Below are 20,455 nucleotides of genomic sequence, written 5' to 3' on the forward strand. Positions count from 1 at the left end.
CTGGCGGGCGGGGGGGCGCTGGGTCGGCTTCGCCGCCTCGACGCCGGCGCCGTCGGGCGGGCCGTGCACCGCGCCGCCGGCCGGGTGCGCGGGCGCAACGCCGTGTCGCGCGCCCTCAAGGGTGCGTCGCTCACGCTCCGCAGCTACCGGCGCGACGCCGTCGCGCCCGCCGGCGCGTCGCTCGTGCGGGTCGCGCCCCCGATCGCGTGGTGGGACTTCCACCGCGCCGAGGAGGCGATCGCGGCCGGCGTCGCGGCGGTCGAGGCGTGGCGGAGCGGACGCCGGACGGAGGCGCCCGGCGCGGCGTTCTTCGGGGCGTTGCGCGACGCGTCGCCCGGCCCCGCCCACCGCCTCGAGGGGGAGGGCGCGTGAGCGCGTCGTTGGCGCTCCTCGGCCCGGACGTGCCGGGCGCCGACGCGTTGGCCCGCCTCGCGGACGGCCCCGTGGACGCGGCGGACGCCGCCCGCGCCGAGCTGCTCGCGGCCCTGCTGCGGCAGGGGGCGGCGGACCCGTGGCTGGGGGTCGCCGACGCTCTCGTGCACGGCGCGTCGGACGCGTGGGCGCGGGCGGACGCCGCGCCGGGCCTCGCCGCCTGGTTGGTGCGTGACGTCGCGACGTTGGCGGGGTGGCTGCACGCCGCCGCGCCGGCGTTCGCGCCGCCGGACGGCCCGCCGCTGGCGGACCTGGCGCCCGCCCCCGCCCCCGGACCGGTCGCGGACGTCGCCGCCGCGCTCCGGCGGGCGCCGCCCGCCGCCGTCACGGCGCAGGTCCGCACCTGGCGGCGGACGCACGGCGGGGGGCCGCTGGCGCGCTTCCGGGCGTTGCGGTGGGACGGAGCGACGCTGCACGGCGTACCGCACCCGTCGACGCCCGACCTGGCGGCGCTCGTGGCGTTGGAGCGGCCGATCGACGCGTTCGTGCGGAACGTCGAGGCGTTCGTGGACGGGCGCCCGGCGATGGACGCCCTGTTGTACGGGCCGCGCGGGAGCGGCAAATCGACGGTCGTGCGGGGGGTGCTGCCGCGGTTCGCGGAGCGCGGCCTGCGGCTGGTGGAGGTGCACGGCGAGGCGGTCGCGCACCTCGGGGCCCTCGCTGACCGCCTGCGCGGGCGTCCGGAACGGTTTCTGGTGTTCGTCGACGACCTCGCCTTCGAGGCCGGCGACGGCGGCTACCGGCCGCTCAAGTCGGTGCTGGAGGGCGGCCTCGCGGCGCGCCCCGCGAACGTCCGCCTGGTCGTCACCAGCAACCGCCGGCACCTGCTGCAGGAACGCCTTCGCGATCGCCCCGACCCCCTCGACGACGACGTGCACGCCTGGGACACGCAGCAGGAACGCCTCGCGTTGGCGGACCGGTTCGGCCTGGTCGTGACGTTCCCCAGCGCCGACCGGCGGCGCTACCTCGAGGTCGTCCGCGGCCTGGTGGCGCAGGAGGGGGGCCGGGGGGCGCTGGAGCGTGCGGCCGGCGGGCTGGACGAAGCGGGCGGCGACCCCGGCACCGACCCCGATGGGGCGGACCTCGAGGGACGCGCCGACCGGTTCGCGCGGGAGGGCAACGGCTACTCCGGGCGGACCGCCCGACAGTTCGTGGACGCCTGGCGCGCCGGCCTCGCCTGACGCGCCGCCGTCACGACCGCGGCCCGCCGGCGGGCGTGCGCAGCACGATCCACGCGAACCGCGCGAGGCGGGGCGCGCGGTGCCACCGCGCGGGGTCGGCCGCGATGCGCCAGGCCCACTCCACGCCGGCGCGCCGCGTCCAGGCGGGCGTGCGGCGCACGTCGCCCGCCAGCACGTCGAGCGTCCCCCCGAGCGACAGCGCGCAGGGGCGCCCGAACGCCGCGCGGTGGCGGTCGACGAAGCGTTCCTGGCGTTCGCCCAGCCCCACGAGCAGCAACCGCGCGCCGGAGGCGCGCACGGCGTCCGCGACGCGTGCGCCGTCCGCGTCGGGGAAGTACCCGTCGTGCGTCCCGACGACGTGCGTGCCGTACGCGGCGCGGATGCGTTCGGCGGCGCGGTCGGCGACGCCGGGTCGGCCCCCCACCAGGAACGTCGGGAGGCGGTCGCCGGCCCGCGCGAGGACGGCCTGCGCCAACTCGACGCCGGGCACCCGACCCGGGGGGGCCAGCCCGGCGCGGCGCGCCGCCCAGACGACCCCCACCCCGTCCGGCACGACGAGGTCGGCGCGCCGGACGGCGTCCGCCAACGCCGCGTCGCGGCGGGCCCGGACGACGAGCTCGGGGTTCAGCGTCACGACCGCCGCCGGGGCGTCCGCGTCGGCCAGCGCGAGGACGCGCTCCGTGGCGGCCGGGAGATCGAGGCGGTCCAGGGGGAAGCCGAGGAGGGCCCCGCGGTCGTCAGGGGGCATCGGCGGGGGCGAAGGCGAACACCTCGCCGCCGTGCCGCGCTTCGGTGCTGGTCAGGACCGGGACGGCGTCGACGCGGTCGAGGTCGGCGGACGCGCCGACGTCCGCGTCGAGCCCGAGGCGACGCAGGTACCGGCCCGAGCGCGAGGCGTACAGGAGGCGGAGCGGGTCGCGTTCGGCGCGCATCAGGTCCAACGCCATCTGCGTCGCGCCGGCGGGCACGAGGTCGTCGCGGCCGCGAAGCAGGCGGTCGGCGAGGAAGCCCGCGACGAGGACGTCGTCCAGGCCGGGCGCGCCGCGGAAGCCGCACGCGACGACGTCGATGCGGTGGCGGACGTGCGCGAGGGCGTCCGCGACGACGGCGCCGGCGTTCACGAGCGACGCGAGCGTCACCCGGCGGGCGCCGGCGGTCGCGGCGGCGGCGACGGGGGCGTTCTCGGAGACGAGCAGGGCGGGCCCGTCGAACGTGCGGCCGGCGAGGGTGGCGGGGGCGTTTCCGAAGTTGAATCCCTCGGGCGGGACGCCGCGCCGTTCCCCCAACAACCAGCCGCCGTCCTCCGCTGCGACGGCGCGAGCGACCCGGTGGCTGGCGGTCAGGCCCACCCGGGTGGCGCCGCCCTCCAGGACGAGGGGGACGGTCGTGGTGGCGCGCAGCACGTCGATGACGAGGACCACGTCGGCGTAGCGACCCTCGTCGTCGGGGCGTTCGGGGTCGCCGGCCCGGGGGACCGGGTCGATCGACAGGATCGGTGCGTGCGGGGGGGTGGACGACGCGGGCGCCACGCCGGGAGGCTACCACGGGGCGTCGCGCGCGCGGTTCGCGCGCGGTGCGCCCCCCGTGGCCCTGCAGGGACGCGACGTTCGTCCCTGGTCGCGGTGCGCGATCGGCGGCAGGGTGGGGCCATGAAACGCTACGACGTCGCCGTGATCGGGGCGGGCGTGGTGGGCGCCGCCCTCGCGCGCGCCCTGTCCGCCACCCGCGCGTCGGTCGTGCTGATCGACGCGCAGAGCGAAGCGGGGTTCGGGACCAGCAAGGCGAACAGCGGCATCGTTCACGCCGGGCACCACGGCGACCCCGCCACCCTCAAGGGGGCCCTCGAGTGGCCCGGCAACCAGGCGTGGGACGCCCTCGCCGCGGAGCTCGGGTTCGCGTTCCGGCGGATCGGCGAGCTCACCGTCGCGTTCGACGACGCCGAACGCGCCCACCTCGATGCGCTCGAGGCGCGCGGGCGGGCCAAGGGCGTGCCCGGCCTCGAGCGGTGGGACGCCGCCCGCGTCCGGCGGGAGGAGCCGGCGTTGTCGCACGACGTCGACGACGCGCTGTACGCCCCGACCGCGGGCGTCGTGAACCCGTACGAGGCCTGCTACACCCTCGTGGAGAACGCGGTGCGCAACGGCGTCGAGGCGGTGTTCGACGCGCCGGTCACGGACGTCGAGATCCTGGACGGCGGGGCGGCGTTCGCCCTCCGGGCGGGCGCGCGCCGCATCGAGGCGCGCTACGTCGTGAACGCCGCGGGCCTGTTCGGGGACGCGTTGAACGTCCTGGCGGGCGCCGGCGGTCCGACCCTCCGCGGCCGCAAGGGCGAGGAGTACCTGCTCGACAAGCGGCTGCAGGGCACCGTCCGGCGCCTCGTGTTCCCGGTCCCGGGGCGTGCGTCGAAGGGCACCCTGATCATCCCGACGTACGACGGCACGCTGATGGTGGGGCCCACCGCGCACGAGGTGGACGACAAGGAGGACGTGACGACGACCGCCGCCGGCGCGGAGGAGGTGTTCGCCAAGGTCCGCCGCCTCGCGCCCGGCCTCCAGGCGAGCGACGTGATCGCGCAGTTCGCCGGGGTGCGCGCCGTCGCCGAGGACGACGACTTCCACGTCGGCGCGACCGACCGGCCGCGCTGGCTGCAGGCGCTCGGCATCCAGTCGCCCGGCCTGACCGCCGCCCCCGTCCTCGCCGAGCGGTTGGTGGCGGAGCTCGCGGCGCAGGGGTTGGCGCTCGAGCCCGACCCGGCGTTCGACCCGGTCCTGCCGCCCCCGGTCCGTTTCGCCGCCGCCGACGCCGTCGTGCAGGAGGCGCTCGTCGCGCGCGATCCCGCGTACGCGCGGATGGTGTGCCGCTGCGAGCTCGTCACGGAGGGGGAGATCCGCGACGCGATTCGGCGGGGCGCGCGGACGTTGGACGGCATCAAGTTCCGTACGCGCGCCGGGATGGGCCGCTGCCAAGGGGGCTTCTGCACCCTGCGCTGCATGGAGCTCCTGGAGCGCGACGCCGGCATCCCCCTCCCCGACGTCCGCAAGCGGGGCCCCGCGAGTTGGGTGGCGATCCCCCGCGTCGACGGGGCGCCCGGGAAGGGGGTGGCGTCGTGATCAGCGACCGACCGCAGGACCTCGCGCCCACCTACGACGTCACGGTCGTCGGTGGGGGGCCCGCCGGCATGGCGGCCGCGCTGGGGGCGCGGGCCGCGGGCGCCGACCGCGTCCTCCTCCTCGATCGGGACGGGGAGGCGGGCGGCATCCTCAACCAGTGCATCCACGCCGGGTTCGGCGTGCACTGGTTCGGTGAGGAGTTGACCGGACCGGAGTACGCGCAACGGTTCTTCGAGAACGTCCTGGAGGAGGACGTCGACGTCCTCCTGGGGGCGTACGTGCTGGACGCCGGTGCGGGGGACGGGGTGCGCGTCGCGTCGCCCGTCGTCGGGCTCGCGACCGTGCCGAGTCGCGCGGTCGTCCTGGCGATGGGGGCGCGCGAACGGACGCGGGCCGCCGTCCGCATTCCCGGGCCCCGCCCGGCGGGCGTCATGACGGCCGGGTTCGCGCAGAAGCTCGTGAACCAGGAGGGCTACCTGCCCGGCCGGCGCGTCGCGATCCTCGGTTCCGGCGACATCGGCCTCATCATGGCGCGCCGCCTGATCCTCGAGGGGGTCGACGTGACCGGCGTGTACGAGCTCATGCCCCACGCGAACGGCTCCAACCGCAACGTCGTGCAGTGCCTCGACGATTTCGGGGTGCCGCTCCACGTCGCGACCAGCATCGCGGAGATCCGCGGGCGGGACCGGGTGGAGGGGGTCCGCGTCGCGCCGGTCGGGACGGACGGACGCCTCGACGTCGACGCCGGCGAGGACGTCGCGTGCGACACCGTCCTGACGTCGATCGGCCTCATCCCCGAAAACGAGTTGTCGCGGACCCTGCGCCTCCGGATGGATCCCGCCACCGGTGGGCCGGTCGTGAGCAGCGCGATGGAGACCTCCCGCGACGGCGTGTTCGCGTGCGGAAACGTCGTGCACGTGCACGACCTCGTCGATCACGTCAGCCGCGAGGCGGACCTCGCCGGTCGGGCGGCGGGGGCGTACGCGACCGGGGCGCCACCCCCCGAGGACAACGTCCGGCTCGTGCCCGGCGACAACGTCCGCAGTTGCGTGCCGCACACGATCTCGACCGAACGGACGCACGTGGTGCACGTTCGCGTCACGCGACCGATGGAGGCCTGCACGCTTCGCTTGGGCGACGTGCACGCCCGCCCGCTTCGCTACGCGGTGCCGGGGGAGATGACGACCGTGAAGCTCCGCCCCCGCGCCCTCGAGGGGTTCGCCGGGGGGTCGTTGCGCGTCGACGTCGTCCCCCGCGAGGAAGGAGCGAAGGCGTGAACGCATCCGACCCCGACGCCCACGCGGTCGAGCACCGCACGTACCTGTGCACCGGCTGTCCGTTGGGCTGCCGCCTGGAGGTGGACGCCGTCGACGGCGACGTCGTCGAGGTGCGGGGGTTCTCCTGCAAGCGGGGCGACGCGTACGCCCGCCAGGAGTACGTCGATCCCCGGCGGCCGCTGGCGACGACCGTGGCGGTGGCCGGGGGGCGGTGGCCGCGCCTCCCCGTCAAGAGCGCGGCGCCCCTCCCGAAGGCGCTCCTCGCCGACGTCGCGGCGTACCTCCACACCGTGCGGGTCGATGCGCCGGTCGCGCTGGGCGACGTCGTCGCCGCCGACGTGCTGGGGAGCGGCATCGACGTCGTCGCGACCCGCGACCTGCCGGCCGACGCACCCACCTGACCCCCGCGTCCCGCCCGTCGCCCCGCCGGCGGGGTGGGCTTGGTAGCGTCTCCCGGTGCCGAACGCTTCCCGGTCCGGCGGCGCCCCGCCCGCCCCCTCGTTCCTCGACGCCTACCTGCGGGGCGACCTGTCGCGATTCTTCGACGTCGCGCCCGGCGACGTGGCGGCCGGCCTGGCGCGGCCCTACCCGGGCGACCGGGCGGCGCTCGCCGACGCGCTCGACGCGCAGGCGACGGCGCGCGGCGACGGGCCCGGTCCGCGCCGCGCCATTCAGCGCCTCCGCCACCCGGACGCCCGGGTCGTCGTCACCGGCCAACAGCCGGGCGTGCTGCTGGGCCCGATGTACGCGCTGGTGAAGGCGGTGTCGGCGTGGGCGCTTGCGGCGCGCCTCGACCGGGAGGACCGGCCGGTCGTCCCGGTCTACTGGGTGGCGTCGCAGGACCACGACGTCGACGAGATCGCGCGCACGACGTTGCTCGGGCCCGACGGCGTGCGCCGCGAGGTGGCGCTCGACCTGCCGGAGGGGCGGCCGTCGGGACGCATCGCGTGGCGCGAGGACTGGACGGCGTGCCTGCAGGACGCGGTCCAGGACCTGTACGGCGCGACCGCGGCCGCCACCGAGGTCCGCGCCCTCCTCGAGGACGTCACGGCGCCCGGGGGGACGGTCGCCGACGTGTTCGCGCGGACCCTCGCGCGGCTGCTGGGGCCGCGCGGCCTGGTGGTGCTCGACCCCATGAAGCCGGACCTCGCGCGGACGTTCGCGCCGTGGCTTCGCCGCGAGCTCGAGGCGCCGACCGTCGGGCCGGAGGCGATCCGCACGTCGGGGGAGGCGTTGCGGTCGCTGGGCTGGACGCCGCAGTTGGGGCGGGCGGCCGGCGCGACGAACCTGTTCGTGCAGCGTGGCGACGGGCCCCGGCGACTGCTTCGCGTGGACGGCGACGGGTTCCATCTCGATGGGGAGGTCGGCGCGCGCGCGTCCGCGGCGGACGTCGCCGCGTGGCTCGAGGACGACCCGGCGGCGGTGACGCCCGCCGCCGGCCTCCGACCGATCCTGCAGGATGCCGTCCTGCCGACCGCCGCGGTGGTGGTGGGGCCGGGCGAACTGCGGTACTTCGCGCAGGTGCGGGGCGTGTACGCCCATCACGGCGTCGCGATGCCGCTCGTGCACCCGCGGACGCGCGCGACGTTGCTCGAGCCCCCGGCCGCCCGCATCCTCGCCCGGTACGGCCTCACCGCCGCCGCGGTGCAGGCCGACCCGGAGGGCGTCGAGCGGGAGGTGGCGTTGGCGCTGCACGGGGCGGACGACGCCTTCACGGCGGCGGCGGAGCGTCTCGAGCGCGACGCCGCCGACCTGCTCGACGCCGTGCGGGGGATCGACCCGACGCTGGCGGGGCCGGTCGCGCGCAGCGAAGCGTCGGTCGAGGCCGCGGTGGCGCGCCTCCGGACGAAGACCGCGGCGGCGTTGGCGCGCCGCGACCGGGTGACGCACGCGCAGTTCGCTCGCCTCCGCGCGATGCTCGTCCCGGGTGGCGGGCCGCAGGAACGCGTCGTGACGCCGTTCGCCTACTTCGCGAAGTTCGGCGTGACGCCGGTCCTGGACCGGCTCCTGACCCTTCCCGCCGACGGCGCGCACGAACTGCCGCTGGACCCCTGAGGGGGGCTCAGCGGCGCACGTAGTTCGGGGCGTCCTTGGTGACGGTGACGTCGTGCGGGTGGCCCTCGACGAGGCTGGCTTGCGTGATCGTCACGAAGCGCGCGTCGCGCTGGAGGGCGGGCACGTCCGCCGCGCCGACGTACCCCATGGCGCTCCGGAGGCCGCCGACCACCTGGTGGACGACGTCGCCGACCGGGCCCTTGTACGCCACCATCCCTTCGATCCCTTCGGGGACGAGCTTGTCGGCGCGGCGGTCCTCCTGGAAGTACCGGTCGGCGCTGCCCCCCTCCATCGCGCCGAGGCTGCCCATGCCCCGGTACGCCTTGTAGCGGCGGCCGTCGCGGAGGATCTCCTCGCCGGGCGCTTCGTACGTGCCCGCCAGCATCGAGCCCACCATGACGGCGTCCCCGCCGGCGGCGAGCGCCTTGGGGACGTCGCCGGTCTGTTTGATGCCGCCGTCGGCGATCAGTGGGACGCCGGCGTCGCGGGTGACGCGCGCCACCTCGAGGATGGCGCTCAATTGCGGCATCCCGACGCCGGTCACGACCCGCGTCGTGCAGATCGAGCCGGGTCCGACCCCGACCTTCACGGCGTCCGCGCCGCCGTCGATCAGGTCGCGGGCGGCGGTGGCCGTCGCGACGTTGCCGGCGACGACGTCGAGGTCGTACGTGGCCTTGAGCGTCGCGAGCGCCTCGCGGACGCCGCGGGCGTGCCCGTGGGCGCTGTCGAGCACGAGGGCGTCGACGCCGGCGTCGACCAGCGCTTCGGCGCGCGCCTCGAGGTCGTCGCCGGCCCCGACCGCGGCGGCCACCCGGAGGCGGCCGAGGTCGTCCTTGTTCGCGTTCGGGTACTCGGTCGCCTTGGTGATGTCCTTGATCGTGATGAGGCCGCTCAGTTTGCCGGCGTCGTCGACGACGAGCAACTTCTCGATCTTGTGGTCGCGGAGGATGGTGCGGGCGTCCTCGAGGGTGGTGCCGACCGGGACGGTCACGAGGCCGTCCTTCGTCATCAACGCCTCGACGCCCCGCGTCGGGTCGTCCTCGAAGCGCAGGTCGCGGTTCGTGAGGATGCCGACCAGGACGTCGTCCCCCTCGACGATCGGGACGCCGCTGATGCGGTACTCCGCCATGAGGCGTTCGGCGTCCCCGACCGTCGCGTGGCGGGGGAGGGTGATCGGGTCGGTGATCATGCCCGATTCGCTGCGTTTGACCTTGCGGACCATCGCCGCCTGCGCGTCGGCCGTCATGCGCTTGTGCAGCACCCCGATCCCGCCGAGGCGCGCCATGGCGATCGCCATGCGGGTCTCGGTGACGGTGTCCATCGCGGCGGAGGCGATGGGGGTGACGAGCGGGACGCGCCGCGAGAAGCGGCCTGCGACGTCGACGTCGCGGGGCAGCACCTCGCTCGCGCCGGGGATGAGGAGGACGTCGTCGAAGGTGAACGCCGTCGCCACGAGCTTGTCCTCGTGCGCGGCGGGACGGGCGTGCGGGTCGCTCATGGGGGCCTCCGGGGCGCGGTCGCGCCGACGCCCCGAGGATACCGCTCGCGGCGGCGGCGGGGGTGCGCGGGGGCCGGTGGGCCGGCGGGGCGCCCGGGCGTCGCGTCAGGTGGGCGGCTGGACGTGCCCACGGAGGGCGTCGTGCCACGCGCGGGGGACGCGGACGGCGCGTCCCGTGCGGTCGGTCGGGACGTGCGCGGTGGTGGCGGTCGCGACCGGAGCATCGGCGTCCTCGCCGTCGGCGACGACGATGCGGTAGGCGAACGTCGCGAAGCGGCTGCGGAGCGTCGTGAGGGTGGTGTCGATGCGCAGTTCGTCGTCGAAGTGGGCGGCGCGCCGGTAGCGGACGTCGAGGTGCGCGACCGCCATCGAGATGCCCTCCGCCTCGAGGTCGCGGTAGCGGAGGCCCCGCTCGCGCATCCATTCGACCCGGGCCGCCTCGAGCCAGGGGGCGTAGGCGCCGTGGTGGGCGACGCCCATCGCGTCGGTTTCGGCGAAGCGTACCCGCAGGATCACGGGGGCAGGCTAGCAGGCCCCGGTCGGGTCCGGGGGCGGGAGGTGCCGCTCGCGTTCGAGGCGCGCGACGAGGGTGCGGTCGACCCCGCTGAACGGCAGCGCCGCCCGAGCGGCGGCGTCCGCCCAGCGGCCGTCGCCCTCCGGCGGGGCGTCGCGCAGCACCGGCACGAGGTCGAGCACGAAGTGGCTGTAGACGTGACGGATCGGCGGTAGCGCCCGCCCGGAGGGGGCGTCCTCGTGCTGGGGGAGGCCCCACAGCCCACCGAGCAGGCCGTCGGGGGGACGGCGGACGACCCAGAGGGCGTCGTCGCCGACGTGGACCGACGCCCAGCGGCGGCGGGTCGGGACGGCCGTCCGGGTGCGGGGGGCGGGGTACGCCTCCACGTCGCCGGCGGCGTACGCGCGGCAGGCGGGGGCGAGGGGGCAGGCGTCGCAGGCGGGTGCGCGGGGCGTGCAGACCGTCGCGCCGAGCTCGATGAGCGCCTCGGTGCCGCGCTCGGGGCGGGCGTCGGGAAGGAGCGGCGCGAGTGCCTCGGCGAGGTCCGCGTCGCGGGGGGCGGGGTTGGCGAGGAGGCGCGCGCCGACGCGGCGGACGTTGCCGTCGACCGCGACGCGGCGTGCGCCGTCGGCGAAGGCGCGGATCGCGGCGGCGGTGTACGGCCCGACCCCCGGCAGGGCGCGCCAGCCGGCGTCGTCGCGGGGGAGGGCGCCGCCGGCGGCTGCGATCGTGCGGGCGGCGCGGTGCAGCGCGCGAGCGCGTCGGTAGTACCCGAGTCCCTCCCAGGCGGCGAGGACGTCCTCCTCGTCGGCGGCGGCGAGGGTGGCGACGTCGGGGAAGCGCGCCATCCACCGCTCGAAGTACGGCACCACCGTCGCTGCGCGGGTCTGCTGCAGCATGATTTCGGCGACCCACGTTCGGTAGGGGGTGCGGTCGACGCGCCACGGCAGCGCCCGAGCGCGGGCCTCGAACCAGGCGGCCAGCGGTTCGGCGTACGACGCCAGGGGGGTGGGTGGACCTCCGTTCACGCCGGAAGCGTACCGTCGCGCGGGCGGCCGTCCCCGGCCGACGGCGTCCCACGCAACCGCTCCCCCTCGGCCGCACCCGCTCGACCGCTCCCCCGCGGCCGTACCCACCGCCCGCCCCGCGCGCTTAGGAATCGTAAGTCCGAGCCCGAGGCGGCGTGGGGGGCCGCGGGTCGGTCGCGGCCCCCTCGCCGACCTCGAAAGTGCCGCAGGGACGCGGCTCGCTCCGACCAAGGCGGGGTTGACGGGGGCCGACCGGAGGGCGTACGCTCCCCCTCGTCCGCGCGCCCGCGGAGCGCGGCACCCCCGCCACGCACCGCGTTGCTTAGGAATCGAAAGCGCCCGTGGGGGCGCGCCCGCCCGAAAGGACCGACCATGCAGACCCTCTCCACCCCCTACGGCCGCCTCGACGTCGACCCCGCCACCCTTGAGCTCGGCGAACTCCTCGTCAGCGACGACGGCGTCGAACTCGAGGTCGTCGCCCTCGACCCGCTGCGCCTCGAACCCGCCCCCGAAGAGGCCGAGGACTGGGGCGAGTGACGACCGCGCCCGCGGTTCGCATCGCGCTGGTCCACGACCGCCTCCGCCCCGAGGAGCGCCTGCTCCTCGGGGCGTTCGACCGCCTCGGCGTCGACGTCCGCCGCGTCTACGCCCCCGACCTCCGGCTCGAAGCGGGCGCCCCGTGGCCGGAGGGCGACGTCGCGTACCTCCGTACCCTCTCGCACGCCCGCACCCTCGCGATCGCGCAGGGCCTCGAAGCGAGCGGCGTCCACGTCGTCAACCCCGCCCACGTCGTCGCGACGTGCGGCGACAAGTGGGCGAGCAGCGCCGCGCTCGCCGCGGCCGGCGTCCCCCAACCCCGCACCGTCCTCGCCTTCGACCGCGCCACCGTCCTGGCCGCCGCCGAGGACCTCGGTTGGCCGGTCGTCCTCAAACCGGTCGTCGGGAGTTGGGGCCGCATGGTCGCGCGCCTCCACGACGTCGACGCCGTCGACGCCGTCCTGGAACACAAGCGCGTCCTGGGCGGCCCGACCCACCAGCTGTTCTACGTCCAGGAGCACGTCGCCAAACCCGGCCGCGACCTCCGCGCCTTCGTCGTCGGCGACCGCGTCGTCGCCGCCATCGCCCGCGAAGGGGACGACTGGCGCACGAACACCGCCCGCGGCGCCACCGTCCGCGGCGTCGCGGTCACGCCCGACCTCGAGGCGACCGCCCTCGCCGCCGCCCGCGCGGTCGCGGGGTCGGCGCGGGGCGGCCTGCTCGCCGTCGACCTCCTGGAGGCCGACCGAGGCCTCCTGGTGGGGGAGGTCAACCACGGGCTCGAGTTCCGCAACTCGATCGAACCGACCGGCGTCGACCTGCCCCTCGAGATCGCGGCGTACCTTCGCGACGTCGCGGCCGCGTCCGCCCCGGACGCCCCGGCCGCACGGGCCGGGGCGGCCTCCGGCGCGCCCCCCGCGCACGCGGCCGGGGGGACGGCGTGAGCGCCGCCCCGCTCCGCGTCGCCATCCTCGGGGCGTCGGGGTACGCCGGCGGCGAGATGCTCCGCCTCGCGCTGGGACACCCGCACCTCGAGGTCGTGCAGGCCACCAGCGAACGGCACGCCGGCCACCCGGTCGCGTCGGTCCACCCGAACCTGCGCGCCGTCACCCGCCTGCGCTTCACGCCCCTTGCCGAGCTGAACGACGTCGACGTGCTGGTGTCGGCGTTGCCCCACGGGCACGTCGCCGATCGCCTCGACGCCCTCGAGGCGCACGCCGAGACGCTGATCGACCTCTCGAGCGACATGCGGCTGAACGACCCCGACGCCTACGCCCGCGCGTACGGCCGGCCCCACCCCGCCCCCGACCGCCTCGCCGACTTCGTCGTCGGGGTGCCCGAACTCCGTCGCGCCGCCCTCGCCGGCGCGACCCGCATCGCCGGCGCCGGGTGCCTCGCGACCGCCGCCCAACTCGCCCTCGCGCCGTTCCTGCGCACCCCGATCCTGGCGCGCCGCGAGGTCCTGATCGACGCCAAGATCGGATCCAGCGCCGCCGGTGCGTCCCCGAGCCCCGCGACGCACCACCCCGAGCGTGCGGGGGCCCTCCGGACGTACGCCCCGGTCGGCCACCGGCACGAAGCGGAGGTCGTCGAGGCGTCGGGGGGACGCCTCGACGTGCACCTCACCGCCACCGCGGTCCCCCGCGTCCGCGGCATCCTCGCCACCGCGCACCTGTGGGTCCAGGACGGCACCAGCGAACGCGACGTGCTCGAGGCGGTCCGCGAGGCGTACGACGACGAGCCGTTCGTCCGCCTCGTCCTCGCGCGCCGCGGCCTCCACCGGACGCCGGACCCGAAGCTCCTCGACGGCACGAACTGGGTGGATCTCGGCGTCGCGCTCGACCCCGACTCCGGCCGATTGGTCGTGACCACCGCCCTCGACAACCTCGTCAAGGGCACCGCGGGCGGCGCGCTGCAGGCCCTGAACGTCGCGCGCGGCTTCGAGGAGACGACCGGCCTGACGTTCCCGGGCCTGCACCCGTGATCGTCGTGAAGGTCGGCGGGGGGGAGGGTATCGACCCCACCGCCGTCCTCGACGACGCCGCCGCCCTGCACGCCAGCGGCGAACGCGTCGTCCTCGTGCACGGCGGCAGCGCCGAAACCAACCGCGTTGCCGAAGCGCTCGGCCACCCGCCCCGCTTCGTGACGAGCCCCTCGGGCCGCACCAGCCGCTACACCGACCGCGCCACCCTGGAGATCTTCACGATGGTCTACCGCGGGCGCCTGAACGCGACGCACGTCGAGCGCCTCCAGGCGGCCGGCGCGAACGCCGTCGGCCTCTGCGGTGCGGACGGCCGGCTGCTGACCGGCCGCCGCAAGGCGACGGTCCGCAGCGTCGAGCACGGCAAGACGAAACTCCTCCGGGGCGACCACACCGGCACCGTCGACCGCGTCGACGACGCGTTCCTACGGATGCTGCTCGAGGCCGGCTACCTGCCCGTCGTCACGCCCCCCGCCCTCGCCGACGACGGCACCCTCGTCAACGTCGACGGCGACCGCGCCGCCGCCGCGATCGCCACGGCCCTCGCCGCCGACGCGCTCCTGCTGCTCACCGGCGTCCCCGGGCTGCTCCGCGATCCCGACGACGAAGGCAGCCTCGTCCCGCACGTCGACGCGCGCGACCCCGCCGACGCCGACGCGCTCGCCGGCGGGCGCATGCGCGCGAAGCTCGACGGGGCGGTCCACGCGGCGCGCGGCGGCGTCGCCCGCGTGGTGATCGGCGACGCCCGCCGCCCCACGCCGGTGCGCACCGCCCTCGCCGGGTCGGGTACCGTCGTCCGCGAGGGAGGTGCTTCATGAGCGACACGCCCGACCCCGTCCCACCCCCGCCCGTCCCCCCAGGTCCGGGGGGCGGCCCTGCGAGCGCCGCGGAGCTGATCGCGCGCGACGCCGCGCACCACTCCGGCTTGTGGGCCCCCCGCCACGCCTTCGTGCGCGGCGAGGGCGTCACGCTGATCGACGCCGACGGCCGCCGCTACCTCGACCTGATGGCCGGCATCGCCGTCGCCTCCCTCGGGCACGCCCACCCACGCCTCGCCGCCGCCGTCGGCGAGCAGGCGAAGCGGTTGATCACCGCGCCGCAGAACCAGGCGAACGACGTGCGGACCGCCATGCTCGAACGCCTCTTCGACCTCGCGCCCGCCCCCCTCGAGCGGGCGTTCCTGAGCAACTCCGGGTCGGAAGCGAACGAGGCGGCCCTCAAGTGGGCGCGCGCCGCGACCGGCCGCTCGACGTTCGTGGCGACCCGTCGCGGCTTCTCCGGCCGCACCCTGGGGGTGTTGCCGCTCACGTGGAACGCGGCGTACCGCGAGCCGTTCGAACCCCTCGGGTACGCCGGACGGTTCGTGCCGTACGGCGACGTGCAGGCGCTCGACGCCGCGATGGGCGACGACGTCGCCGGCATCGTCGTCGAACCGGTCCAGGGCGAGGGCGGCATCCACCCCGCCGACCCCACCTTCCTGCAGGCCGCCCGGCGCGCCGCCGACGCGCACGGGGCGCTGTTGATCTTCGACGAGGTGCAGGCCGGCGCCGGCCGGACCGGGACCTTCCTCGCGCACGAGGCCGCCGGCGTCCCCGCCGACGTCGCGACGATGGCGAAGGGCCTCGGGGGCGGCGTCCCCATCGGCGCGACCCTCATGACGACCGAGGTCGCCGCCGCGATGCCGAAGGGCGGGCACGGCACGACGTTCGGCGGCAACCCCCTCGCCGCCGCCGCCGCCCTCGTCGTCCTCGACGAGCTCGCCGGCGGCCTCATGGAGCACGTCCGCGAGGTCGGGGCGCACCTCCGCACCCGCCTCGACGCGCTCGCCGCCGACGAGCCCCGCATCCGGGAGGTGCGCGGCGTCGGCCTGATGCTCGGCGTCGAGTTCAAGGAGAAGGTCGCGCCGATCCTCGCCGCGCTCGAGGCGCGCGGGGTGCTGGCGATCAACGCCGGCGCCACGGTGCTGCGGATGGTGCCGCCGCTCATCCTCACGCGCGACGACGCCGACCGCGCCGTCGACGCCCTCGCGGGGGCGCTGGCGGACACCGCCCCCGGCCCCTGACGTGGAGGCGGCGGACGCCCGCGCGTGGCTGCGGCTCGCCGTCGCCACCCCCAGCCCGTCCGGCCGCGAAGCGGACGTCGTGACGCGCCTCGCGGACGCTCTCCCCGTCCGTCCGGACGGCGTCGGCTTCGACGACGTCCGCGTCGACGACGCCGGGAACCTGCACGCGGTCCGCGGGCACGGCCCGCTCGAGGTGCTCGCGCTCGGGCACCTCGACACCGTCCCGGGCGACGTCCCCGTCGAGGAGCGCGGCGGAGCGCTGTACGGGCGCGGGACGGTCGACGCGAAGGGGCCCCTCTGCGCGGCCCTCGCCGCCGTCGCGCGCCTCGACCGGGAGGTCCGCGACGCGCTGACGGTGCGGGTCGTCGGCGCGGTCGGGGAGGAGACCCCCGGTAGCGTCGGGGCGCGCCACCTCCTCGCCACCCGCGCGGCCCCCGACCGCCTGGTGATCCTCGAGCCGTCGGGGTGGGACGCCGTCACCCTCGGCTACAAGGGGCGGCTCGCCGTGCACGCCCGCGCGGTGCGGCCCGCCGCGCACGGCGCCGGCCCCGCCGCCTCCGCCGCCGACGACCTCGTGGCGTGGCTCGCGACCCTCCGCGCGGCCCGCGACGCGGCGAACGCGAACGGGGCGCCCCGCGGGGCGTTCGACGCGCTCCAAGCGACCGTGACGGGACTCACGCACGAGCACGACGGCCTCGCCGTGCGCGCCGACGCGACGGTCGTCTTCCGCCTCCCGCCCGCCTGGCCGCCCGACCGCCTCGCGGCGTGGCTCACCGATCTGCCGCGGCCCCCGTCGGTCACCCTCGAGATCCAGGCCGAGCGCCTCGCCGCCGTCCGCAGCCCCCGCGACGGCGACCTGCAGCGCGCGTGGCGCACCGCGATCCGCGCGGTGGGCGGCCGCCCCCGGACGGTCGTCAAGACCGGCACGAGCGACTGGAACGTCGTGGCGGACGCCTGGCCGGTCCCGACGATCGCCTACGGGCCCGGCGACGCGTCGCTCGACCACACCCCCGACGAACACCTGGACCTCGGCGCGTACGACGCCGCCGTGGACGTCGTCCGGGCCGCCCTGGCGCAGCTCGCGGGCGTCCACGCGACGGCGCGGACCCCGAAGGGCCCGCGCCGCGAACGATCCTGACCTCGGGAGCGTCGCTCAGACGCCGGACAGGTCGTAGTTCTTCTGGATGTACGACGTCCACTCCGCGGGGACGTCCTCCTCGGTGTAGATCGCGTCGACCGGGCACGCGGGGATGCAGGCGCCGCAGTCGATGCACTCCTCGGGGTGGATGTAGAACTGGTCGTCGGCCTCGTAGATGCACTCCACGGGGCACACGTCGACGCAGGCTTGGTCCTTGGTGCCGATGCACGGCTCCGTGATGATGTGGGGCATGGCCACCTCCTCGTGGCCGCCGCGCACGCGGTCCGACCACGACGTCATCATCCCCCACGCCGATGGGGGCGTCAAGGACGCGTGGGGCGAAGGGATGCGCCGGGCGCGACGCACCGCCGTGCGCCACGCCCGCCCGGCGCCGGAGGCCGCCCGTATACTCCCGGGACATGACCGTCGCGTCCGCCGAGCGCCTCCTGCAGCTCCTCGAGTACGTCCTGGACGACGTACGGCACCACCGTCCCGTCCGCGGGGGCATCGAGGCGGTGCACGAGCTCGCCGACGAGGTCGCCGCCGCCCGGGGGGACCTCGCGCCGGACCGCGCGAACCGGTTCGAAGCGCTCCAACGGGAACTCCACGCCGGTCTCGGGCCGCTCGCGCCGGCGCGCGCGTCCGGCGGGGGCGCCGCACCGAACCTTGCGGACCTCGTTCTCGGGGCGTCGGCCGCCCCGGTGCAGGCCAGCGCCACGGCGGCGGAGACGGCCCGCACCGTGGTCCTCGACGCCCCCGGTCGCGCCGGCCCACCCGCGGACGCCGGCCCGCCCGCGGACGCCGGCCCGCCCGGGGGTGCCGACGCCCCCCCGGAGGGGGCGAACGCCGTCGCGCCGCCGATCGGGGAGGCGGAGCGGACCGAACGCGCCGTCGTCGCCCGCCTCGCCGAACGGGTGTTCGGCGGGGAGATCGAACGCTTCGCGGAGACCACGGCCGCCGCCTGGCGCGCCGAACGCGACCGCGTGACCGCCCGCGTCATGTACGCCACGCTCCGGAACCTCGAGCGCTGGGCGGCGAGCGACGCCTTCGCCGACGACGTCAACCTCCGCGCGTTCGAGGTCGTCGAACCCATCCCGGAACCGATCGACCCGCTCGTCACGGTCCACCACGAAGAGACGCTCGTCGAGGTGGCGCGCGGCGTCGCGGAGGCGGTGCTGGGGGTGTGCGACCGCGACCCACCCCCGAACGTCGACCGGACCGGCTCGCTCGCGTACGTCCGCAACCTCGCGCACGCCGTGATTCGCGACCCGTACGCCGGGAAGCGCGCCGCGAGCGAACCTCCGGGCCTCGACGCGAAGGGGTTGCGCGAAGCGATCCGCGACGTGTCCCGCCGCAACCTGCCCGACTGGGAGAAACGCACGCGGCGCGAGGAACTGCAGGTGCAGTTGCGGGAGCGCGAGGCGTGGGAGCGGCAACGCGCCGAGGCGTTGCGGTCCGCCCTCCCGCACCTCCGCGAACGCGTCGACGCGTTCTTCGAGCACCTCGCGGCGTTGCTGCCCGCGTCGGTCGGCGGCTCCGGCGCCGAACCCCGGCTCGAGGGGGGCGTCCTGTTCGCCCTCGATCCGGCCCTCCGCCGAGACGCACCCGTGAACGGCGAGCACGACCTCACCCTCCGGGTCGCGGAGCCCGTCCGGACGACGTTCGCGGGGTGGACCCTCGTCGTCACGCACGCCGGCGAGGACCGCACGCTGTACCTGGACGACGTCGCCATCCCCCTCGACCGCGACCGGGTGAGCGACGTCGGTGGCGCGCAGGTCGCGACGTTCCCGCTGCAGGCGTACCTTCACGTCGCCGTGCGGTCGCGGGGCGGCTCCTTGCCCGCCCGCGTCGCGGAGGCCGCCGCGATCCTGCACGTCCTCGCCGCGCCCGACGCGGCGGCGCTGGAGGGGGCGTTGGCGCGCCTCGCGCCCGCCACGAGCGGCGACCGCGACGACCGCCTGTCGGCCGCGCTCCGTCACGGCGCCGCCCTGGCGAACGACGCGGACGACGTCCGGGGTGCGTGGCGCGACCTGCTGGAGGGCGTCGCGGAGGCGGAGGGCGTCCCGCTCGAGCCCGCCTGGCGGGACGCCTTCCTCGCGCGGGCCGTGCTCGCGACCCGTGCGAGCGAGTCCGACCTCGATGCGGCGATCGCGTTGCTGGCGGAGGGGGACGAGGCGACGCCCCCCGTCGCGGCACCCTTCACGGGGGAACCGGTCGACGTGACGGTCGACGGCCGCACGTTCACCGTGCGGCGCTACGACGTCCGCGGGGAGGGACGCCACGTCGCGATGCTCCCCGGTCGCGTCGTCGCAGCGTTCCAGGACGTCCTGGTCGCGCCGTTGTTCGGGGGGGCGTTCACGTGCGTGGTCGGGGACGGCCAGGTCGTCGCGGCCTTCCATCGCGGCGCGGACGTCGCCCCCTGAACGACCCGGACGACATCCTCCGCCCCGGTCGGTCTGTCACCCTGGCGGCGGAGGTGCTCATGCCCGAACGATTGAGCCGCGATGCGCTCGCGGCCGCCCTGACCGACCTACCGACCTGGCGCGAGGAGAACGATGCGCTCCTGCGCCGCTTCACCTTCGACGACTTCGGTGCCGCCCTCGGGTTCCTGGTCCGGGTCGGGGTCGCGGCGGAGAAGGCCGACCACCACCCGGAGCTCGCGAACGTCTACAACCGGGTCGACGTGCGCCTGACGACGCACGACGCGGGAGGCCTCACGGAGAAGGACGTCGACCTCGCGAACGCGATCGACGCCATCGCCGCCAGCGCCGGCGCGCGCGACTGACGCGCCCGCCCGCCCCGTGCCGTGACGCGCCCCGCCTCCGCGGGGCGCGTCACTCGTCGGTGGAGGTCCGCCCCTCGGGCGGGGTGCGCGAGGGCGGCAGGAACGTGTAGCGGGCCCGGAGGCGCTCGACGTCGTCGTCGTCGACCTCCCCCGATCCGTCGACGTCCGCGGCGACGCGCGTCCCCACCTCCCCGTACGCGGCGGCGAGCCGCACGAGGTCGTAGAAGTCGACGTCGCCGTCCCCGTCGAGGTCCTCGGGGGCGCTGGCGAGCGCCGCGAGGAGGGCGTCGCCGTCGCTCGGGAGGGGCGGGGAGGGCGCTTCGTCGGGCACGCGACCCGACCGGAACCCGCGTTCGGCGACCTCGAGCCCCAACCAGCGCCCGAGCTCGTACGCCAGCACGTCGCTCCGGCGGCCCTCCGCACCGGGCCGCACGAGGATCTCGACGCCGGGCTCCCCCGCGACGCGCCGCGAGAACGCGAGCGCGTCGGGGCCGAACCGGTCGGCGTCCCCGACGCGGACGCGGTCGACCGCGTCGTCGTCGTCGACGAGCGTCAGGGGGACGCCCACCGACCGCCAGGCCTCGACCGCTTCGTCGAGCGCGTCGCGCAGGGCGGCGTCGTCGGGCAGGTCGAGTCGGACCTCGGTCGCGGCGTCCGCCTCCGCGTCCGATGCCGGGCCTGGGTCCGCCGCCGCGTCGGTGGGGGAGGCGTCGCGGGGGGCGACGTCGGTCGGGGACGCATCGGTCGCCGACGCATCGGTGGCGGACGTCGCACCGACGCCTTCGTCCGTCGGGGACGCGTCCGTCGGGGAGGCGTCGGTGGGGGAGGCGTCGGTGGGGGAGGCGTCGGTCGCCGAC

Annotated in this window: 21 protein-coding genes; 14 read left to right on the top strand and 7 right to left on the bottom strand. The window is 76.7% G+C overall.

What is annotated here, in order from left to right:
- Both RI554_03130 and RI554_03135 read left to right on the top strand, forming a co-directional pair.
- A partial coding sequence (locus RI554_03130; GenBank protein ID MDR9391001.1) for a hypothetical protein occupies positions 1-372 on the top strand: 372 nt, incomplete at its 5' end.
- Positions 369-1,613 (top strand): ATP-binding protein, encoded by a 1,245-nt coding sequence (locus tag RI554_03135; GenBank protein ID MDR9391002.1) that lies wholly within the window; start codon positions 369-371, stop codon positions 1,611-1,613. The genes RI554_03130 and RI554_03135, both read left to right, overlap by 4 nt.
- Positions 1,614-1,623: 10 nt before the next feature.
- Here the strand turns inward: RI554_03135 and RI554_03140 are convergent, their stop codons facing one another.
- Positions 1,624-2,361, bottom strand: a complete 738-nt coding sequence (locus RI554_03140; protein MDR9391003.1) for a WecB/TagA/CpsF family glycosyltransferase — start codon at positions 2,359-2,361, stop codon at positions 1,624-1,626.
- Positions 2,351-3,142: a 2-phosphosulfolactate phosphatase gene (locus RI554_03145; protein MDR9391004.1), complete on the bottom strand. Its 792-nt coding sequence runs from the start codon at positions 3,140-3,142 to the stop codon at positions 2,351-2,353. Before RI554_03145 ends, RI554_03140 begins: the two co-directional genes overlap by 11 nt.
- A 120-nt stretch (positions 3,143-3,262) precedes the next feature.
- Between RI554_03145 and RI554_03150 the strand changes: the two genes are divergently transcribed.
- From RI554_03150 to bshC, 4 genes are read left to right on the top strand one after another with little or no spacing between them, the layout of a single operon-like run.
- Positions 3,263-4,723 (top strand): NAD(P)/FAD-dependent oxidoreductase, encoded by a 1,461-nt coding sequence (locus RI554_03150; GenBank protein MDR9391005.1) that lies wholly within the window; start codon positions 3,263-3,265, stop codon positions 4,721-4,723.
- Positions 4,720-6,000 (top strand): FAD-dependent oxidoreductase, encoded by a 1,281-nt coding sequence (locus RI554_03155; GenBank protein MDR9391006.1) that lies wholly within the window; start codon positions 4,720-4,722, stop codon positions 5,998-6,000. The genes RI554_03150 and RI554_03155 overlap by 4 nt, the downstream gene beginning before the upstream one ends.
- Entirely contained in the window at positions 5,997-6,401 is a 405-nt protein-coding gene (locus tag RI554_03160) for a DUF1667 domain-containing protein (protein MDR9391007.1), read from the top strand. The genes RI554_03155 and RI554_03160 overlap by 4 nt, the downstream gene beginning before the upstream one ends.
- Before the next feature lie 55 nt (positions 6,402-6,456).
- The gene (gene bshC, locus RI554_03165) at positions 6,457-8,055 is read left to right on the top strand and encodes a bacillithiol biosynthesis cysteine-adding enzyme BshC (GenBank protein ID MDR9391008.1); all 1,599 of its coding nucleotides are present in this window, start codon (positions 6,457-6,459) and stop codon (positions 8,053-8,055) included.
- Between the two features lie 7 nt (positions 8,056-8,062).
- Here bshC and guaB read toward each other — a convergent pair whose 3' ends face one another.
- The 3 genes from guaB to RI554_03180 all read right to left on the bottom strand — a co-directional run bounded on the left by guaB (position 8,063) and on the right by RI554_03180 (position 11,095).
- Entirely contained in the window at positions 8,063-9,553 is a 1,491-nt protein-coding gene (guaB, locus tag RI554_03170; protein ID MDR9391009.1) for an IMP dehydrogenase, read from the bottom strand.
- 105 nt (positions 9,554-9,658) lie between these two features.
- The gene (locus RI554_03175; protein ID MDR9391010.1) at positions 9,659-10,069 is read right to left on the bottom strand and encodes a thioesterase family protein; all 411 of its coding nucleotides are present in this window, start codon (positions 10,067-10,069) and stop codon (positions 9,659-9,661) included.
- Positions 10,070-10,078: 9 nt separating this feature from the next.
- Entirely contained in the window at positions 10,079-11,095 is a 1,017-nt protein-coding gene (locus tag RI554_03180) for an A/G-specific adenine glycosylase (protein ID MDR9391011.1), read from the bottom strand.
- A 372-nt stretch (positions 11,096-11,467) separates the two neighbouring features.
- Here RI554_03180 and lysW point away from each other — a divergent pair, with 372 nt between their 5' ends.
- From lysW to RI554_03210, 6 genes are read left to right on the top strand one after another with little or no spacing between them, the layout of a single operon-like run.
- Entirely contained in the window at positions 11,468-11,632 is a 165-nt protein-coding gene (gene lysW / locus RI554_03185) for a lysine biosynthesis protein LysW (protein MDR9391012.1), read from the top strand.
- Entirely contained in the window at positions 11,629-12,576 is a 948-nt protein-coding gene (gene lysX / locus RI554_03190; GenBank protein MDR9391013.1) for a lysine biosynthesis protein LysX, read from the top strand. The genes lysW and lysX overlap by 4 nt, the downstream gene beginning before the upstream one ends.
- Complete coding sequence (argC, locus tag RI554_03195; GenBank protein ID MDR9391014.1) at positions 12,573-13,616, top strand: N-acetyl-gamma-glutamyl-phosphate reductase; 1,044 nt, start codon at positions 12,573-12,575, stop codon at positions 13,614-13,616. The genes lysX and argC overlap by 4 nt, the downstream gene beginning before the upstream one ends.
- On the top strand, positions 13,613-14,431 hold the full coding sequence (locus tag RI554_03200; GenBank protein MDR9391015.1) for a [LysW]-aminoadipate kinase: 819 nt from the start codon (positions 13,613-13,615) through the stop codon (positions 14,429-14,431). Before argC ends, RI554_03200 begins: the two co-directional genes overlap by 4 nt.
- Positions 14,428-15,675, top strand: coding sequence for an aminotransferase class III-fold pyridoxal phosphate-dependent enzyme (locus RI554_03205; GenBank protein ID MDR9391016.1), 1,248 nt, complete (start codon positions 14,428-14,430; stop codon positions 15,673-15,675). Before RI554_03200 ends, RI554_03205 begins: the two co-directional genes overlap by 4 nt.
- A gap of 1 nt (position 15,676) precedes the next feature.
- Positions 15,677-16,813, top strand: a complete 1,137-nt coding sequence (locus RI554_03210) for a M20/M25/M40 family metallo-hydrolase (GenBank protein MDR9391017.1) — start codon at positions 15,677-15,679, stop codon at positions 16,811-16,813.
- A 15-nt stretch (positions 16,814-16,828) separates the two neighbouring features.
- Here RI554_03210 and RI554_03215 read toward each other — a convergent pair whose 3' ends face one another.
- Positions 16,829-17,065 carry a ferredoxin family protein gene (locus RI554_03215; GenBank protein ID MDR9391018.1) on the bottom strand — a complete coding sequence of 79 codons (237 nt, stop codon included), beginning with the start codon at positions 17,063-17,065 and terminating at the stop codon, positions 16,829-16,831.
- Positions 17,066-17,232: 167 nt separating this feature from the next.
- Between RI554_03215 and RI554_03220 the strand changes: the two genes are divergently transcribed.
- Both RI554_03220 and RI554_03225 read left to right on the top strand, forming a co-directional pair.
- Positions 17,233-19,236, top strand: a complete 2,004-nt coding sequence (locus tag RI554_03220) for a hypothetical protein (GenBank protein MDR9391019.1) — start codon at positions 17,233-17,235, stop codon at positions 19,234-19,236.
- Positions 19,237-19,295: 59 nt separating this feature from the next.
- On the top strand, positions 19,296-19,598 hold the full coding sequence (locus tag RI554_03225; GenBank protein ID MDR9391020.1) for a 4a-hydroxytetrahydrobiopterin dehydratase: 303 nt from the start codon (positions 19,296-19,298) through the stop codon (positions 19,596-19,598).
- A gap of 49 nt (positions 19,599-19,647) precedes the next feature.
- Here the strand turns inward: RI554_03225 and RI554_03230 are convergent.
- Positions 19,648-20,455, bottom strand: an 808-nt coding sequence (locus RI554_03230) for a hypothetical protein (protein MDR9391021.1), incomplete at its 5' end; no start/stop codon positions are given.

Source organism: Trueperaceae bacterium, from assembly GCA_031581195.1.
Lineage (GTDB): Bacteria > Deinococcota > Deinococci > Deinococcales > Trueperaceae > SLSQ01.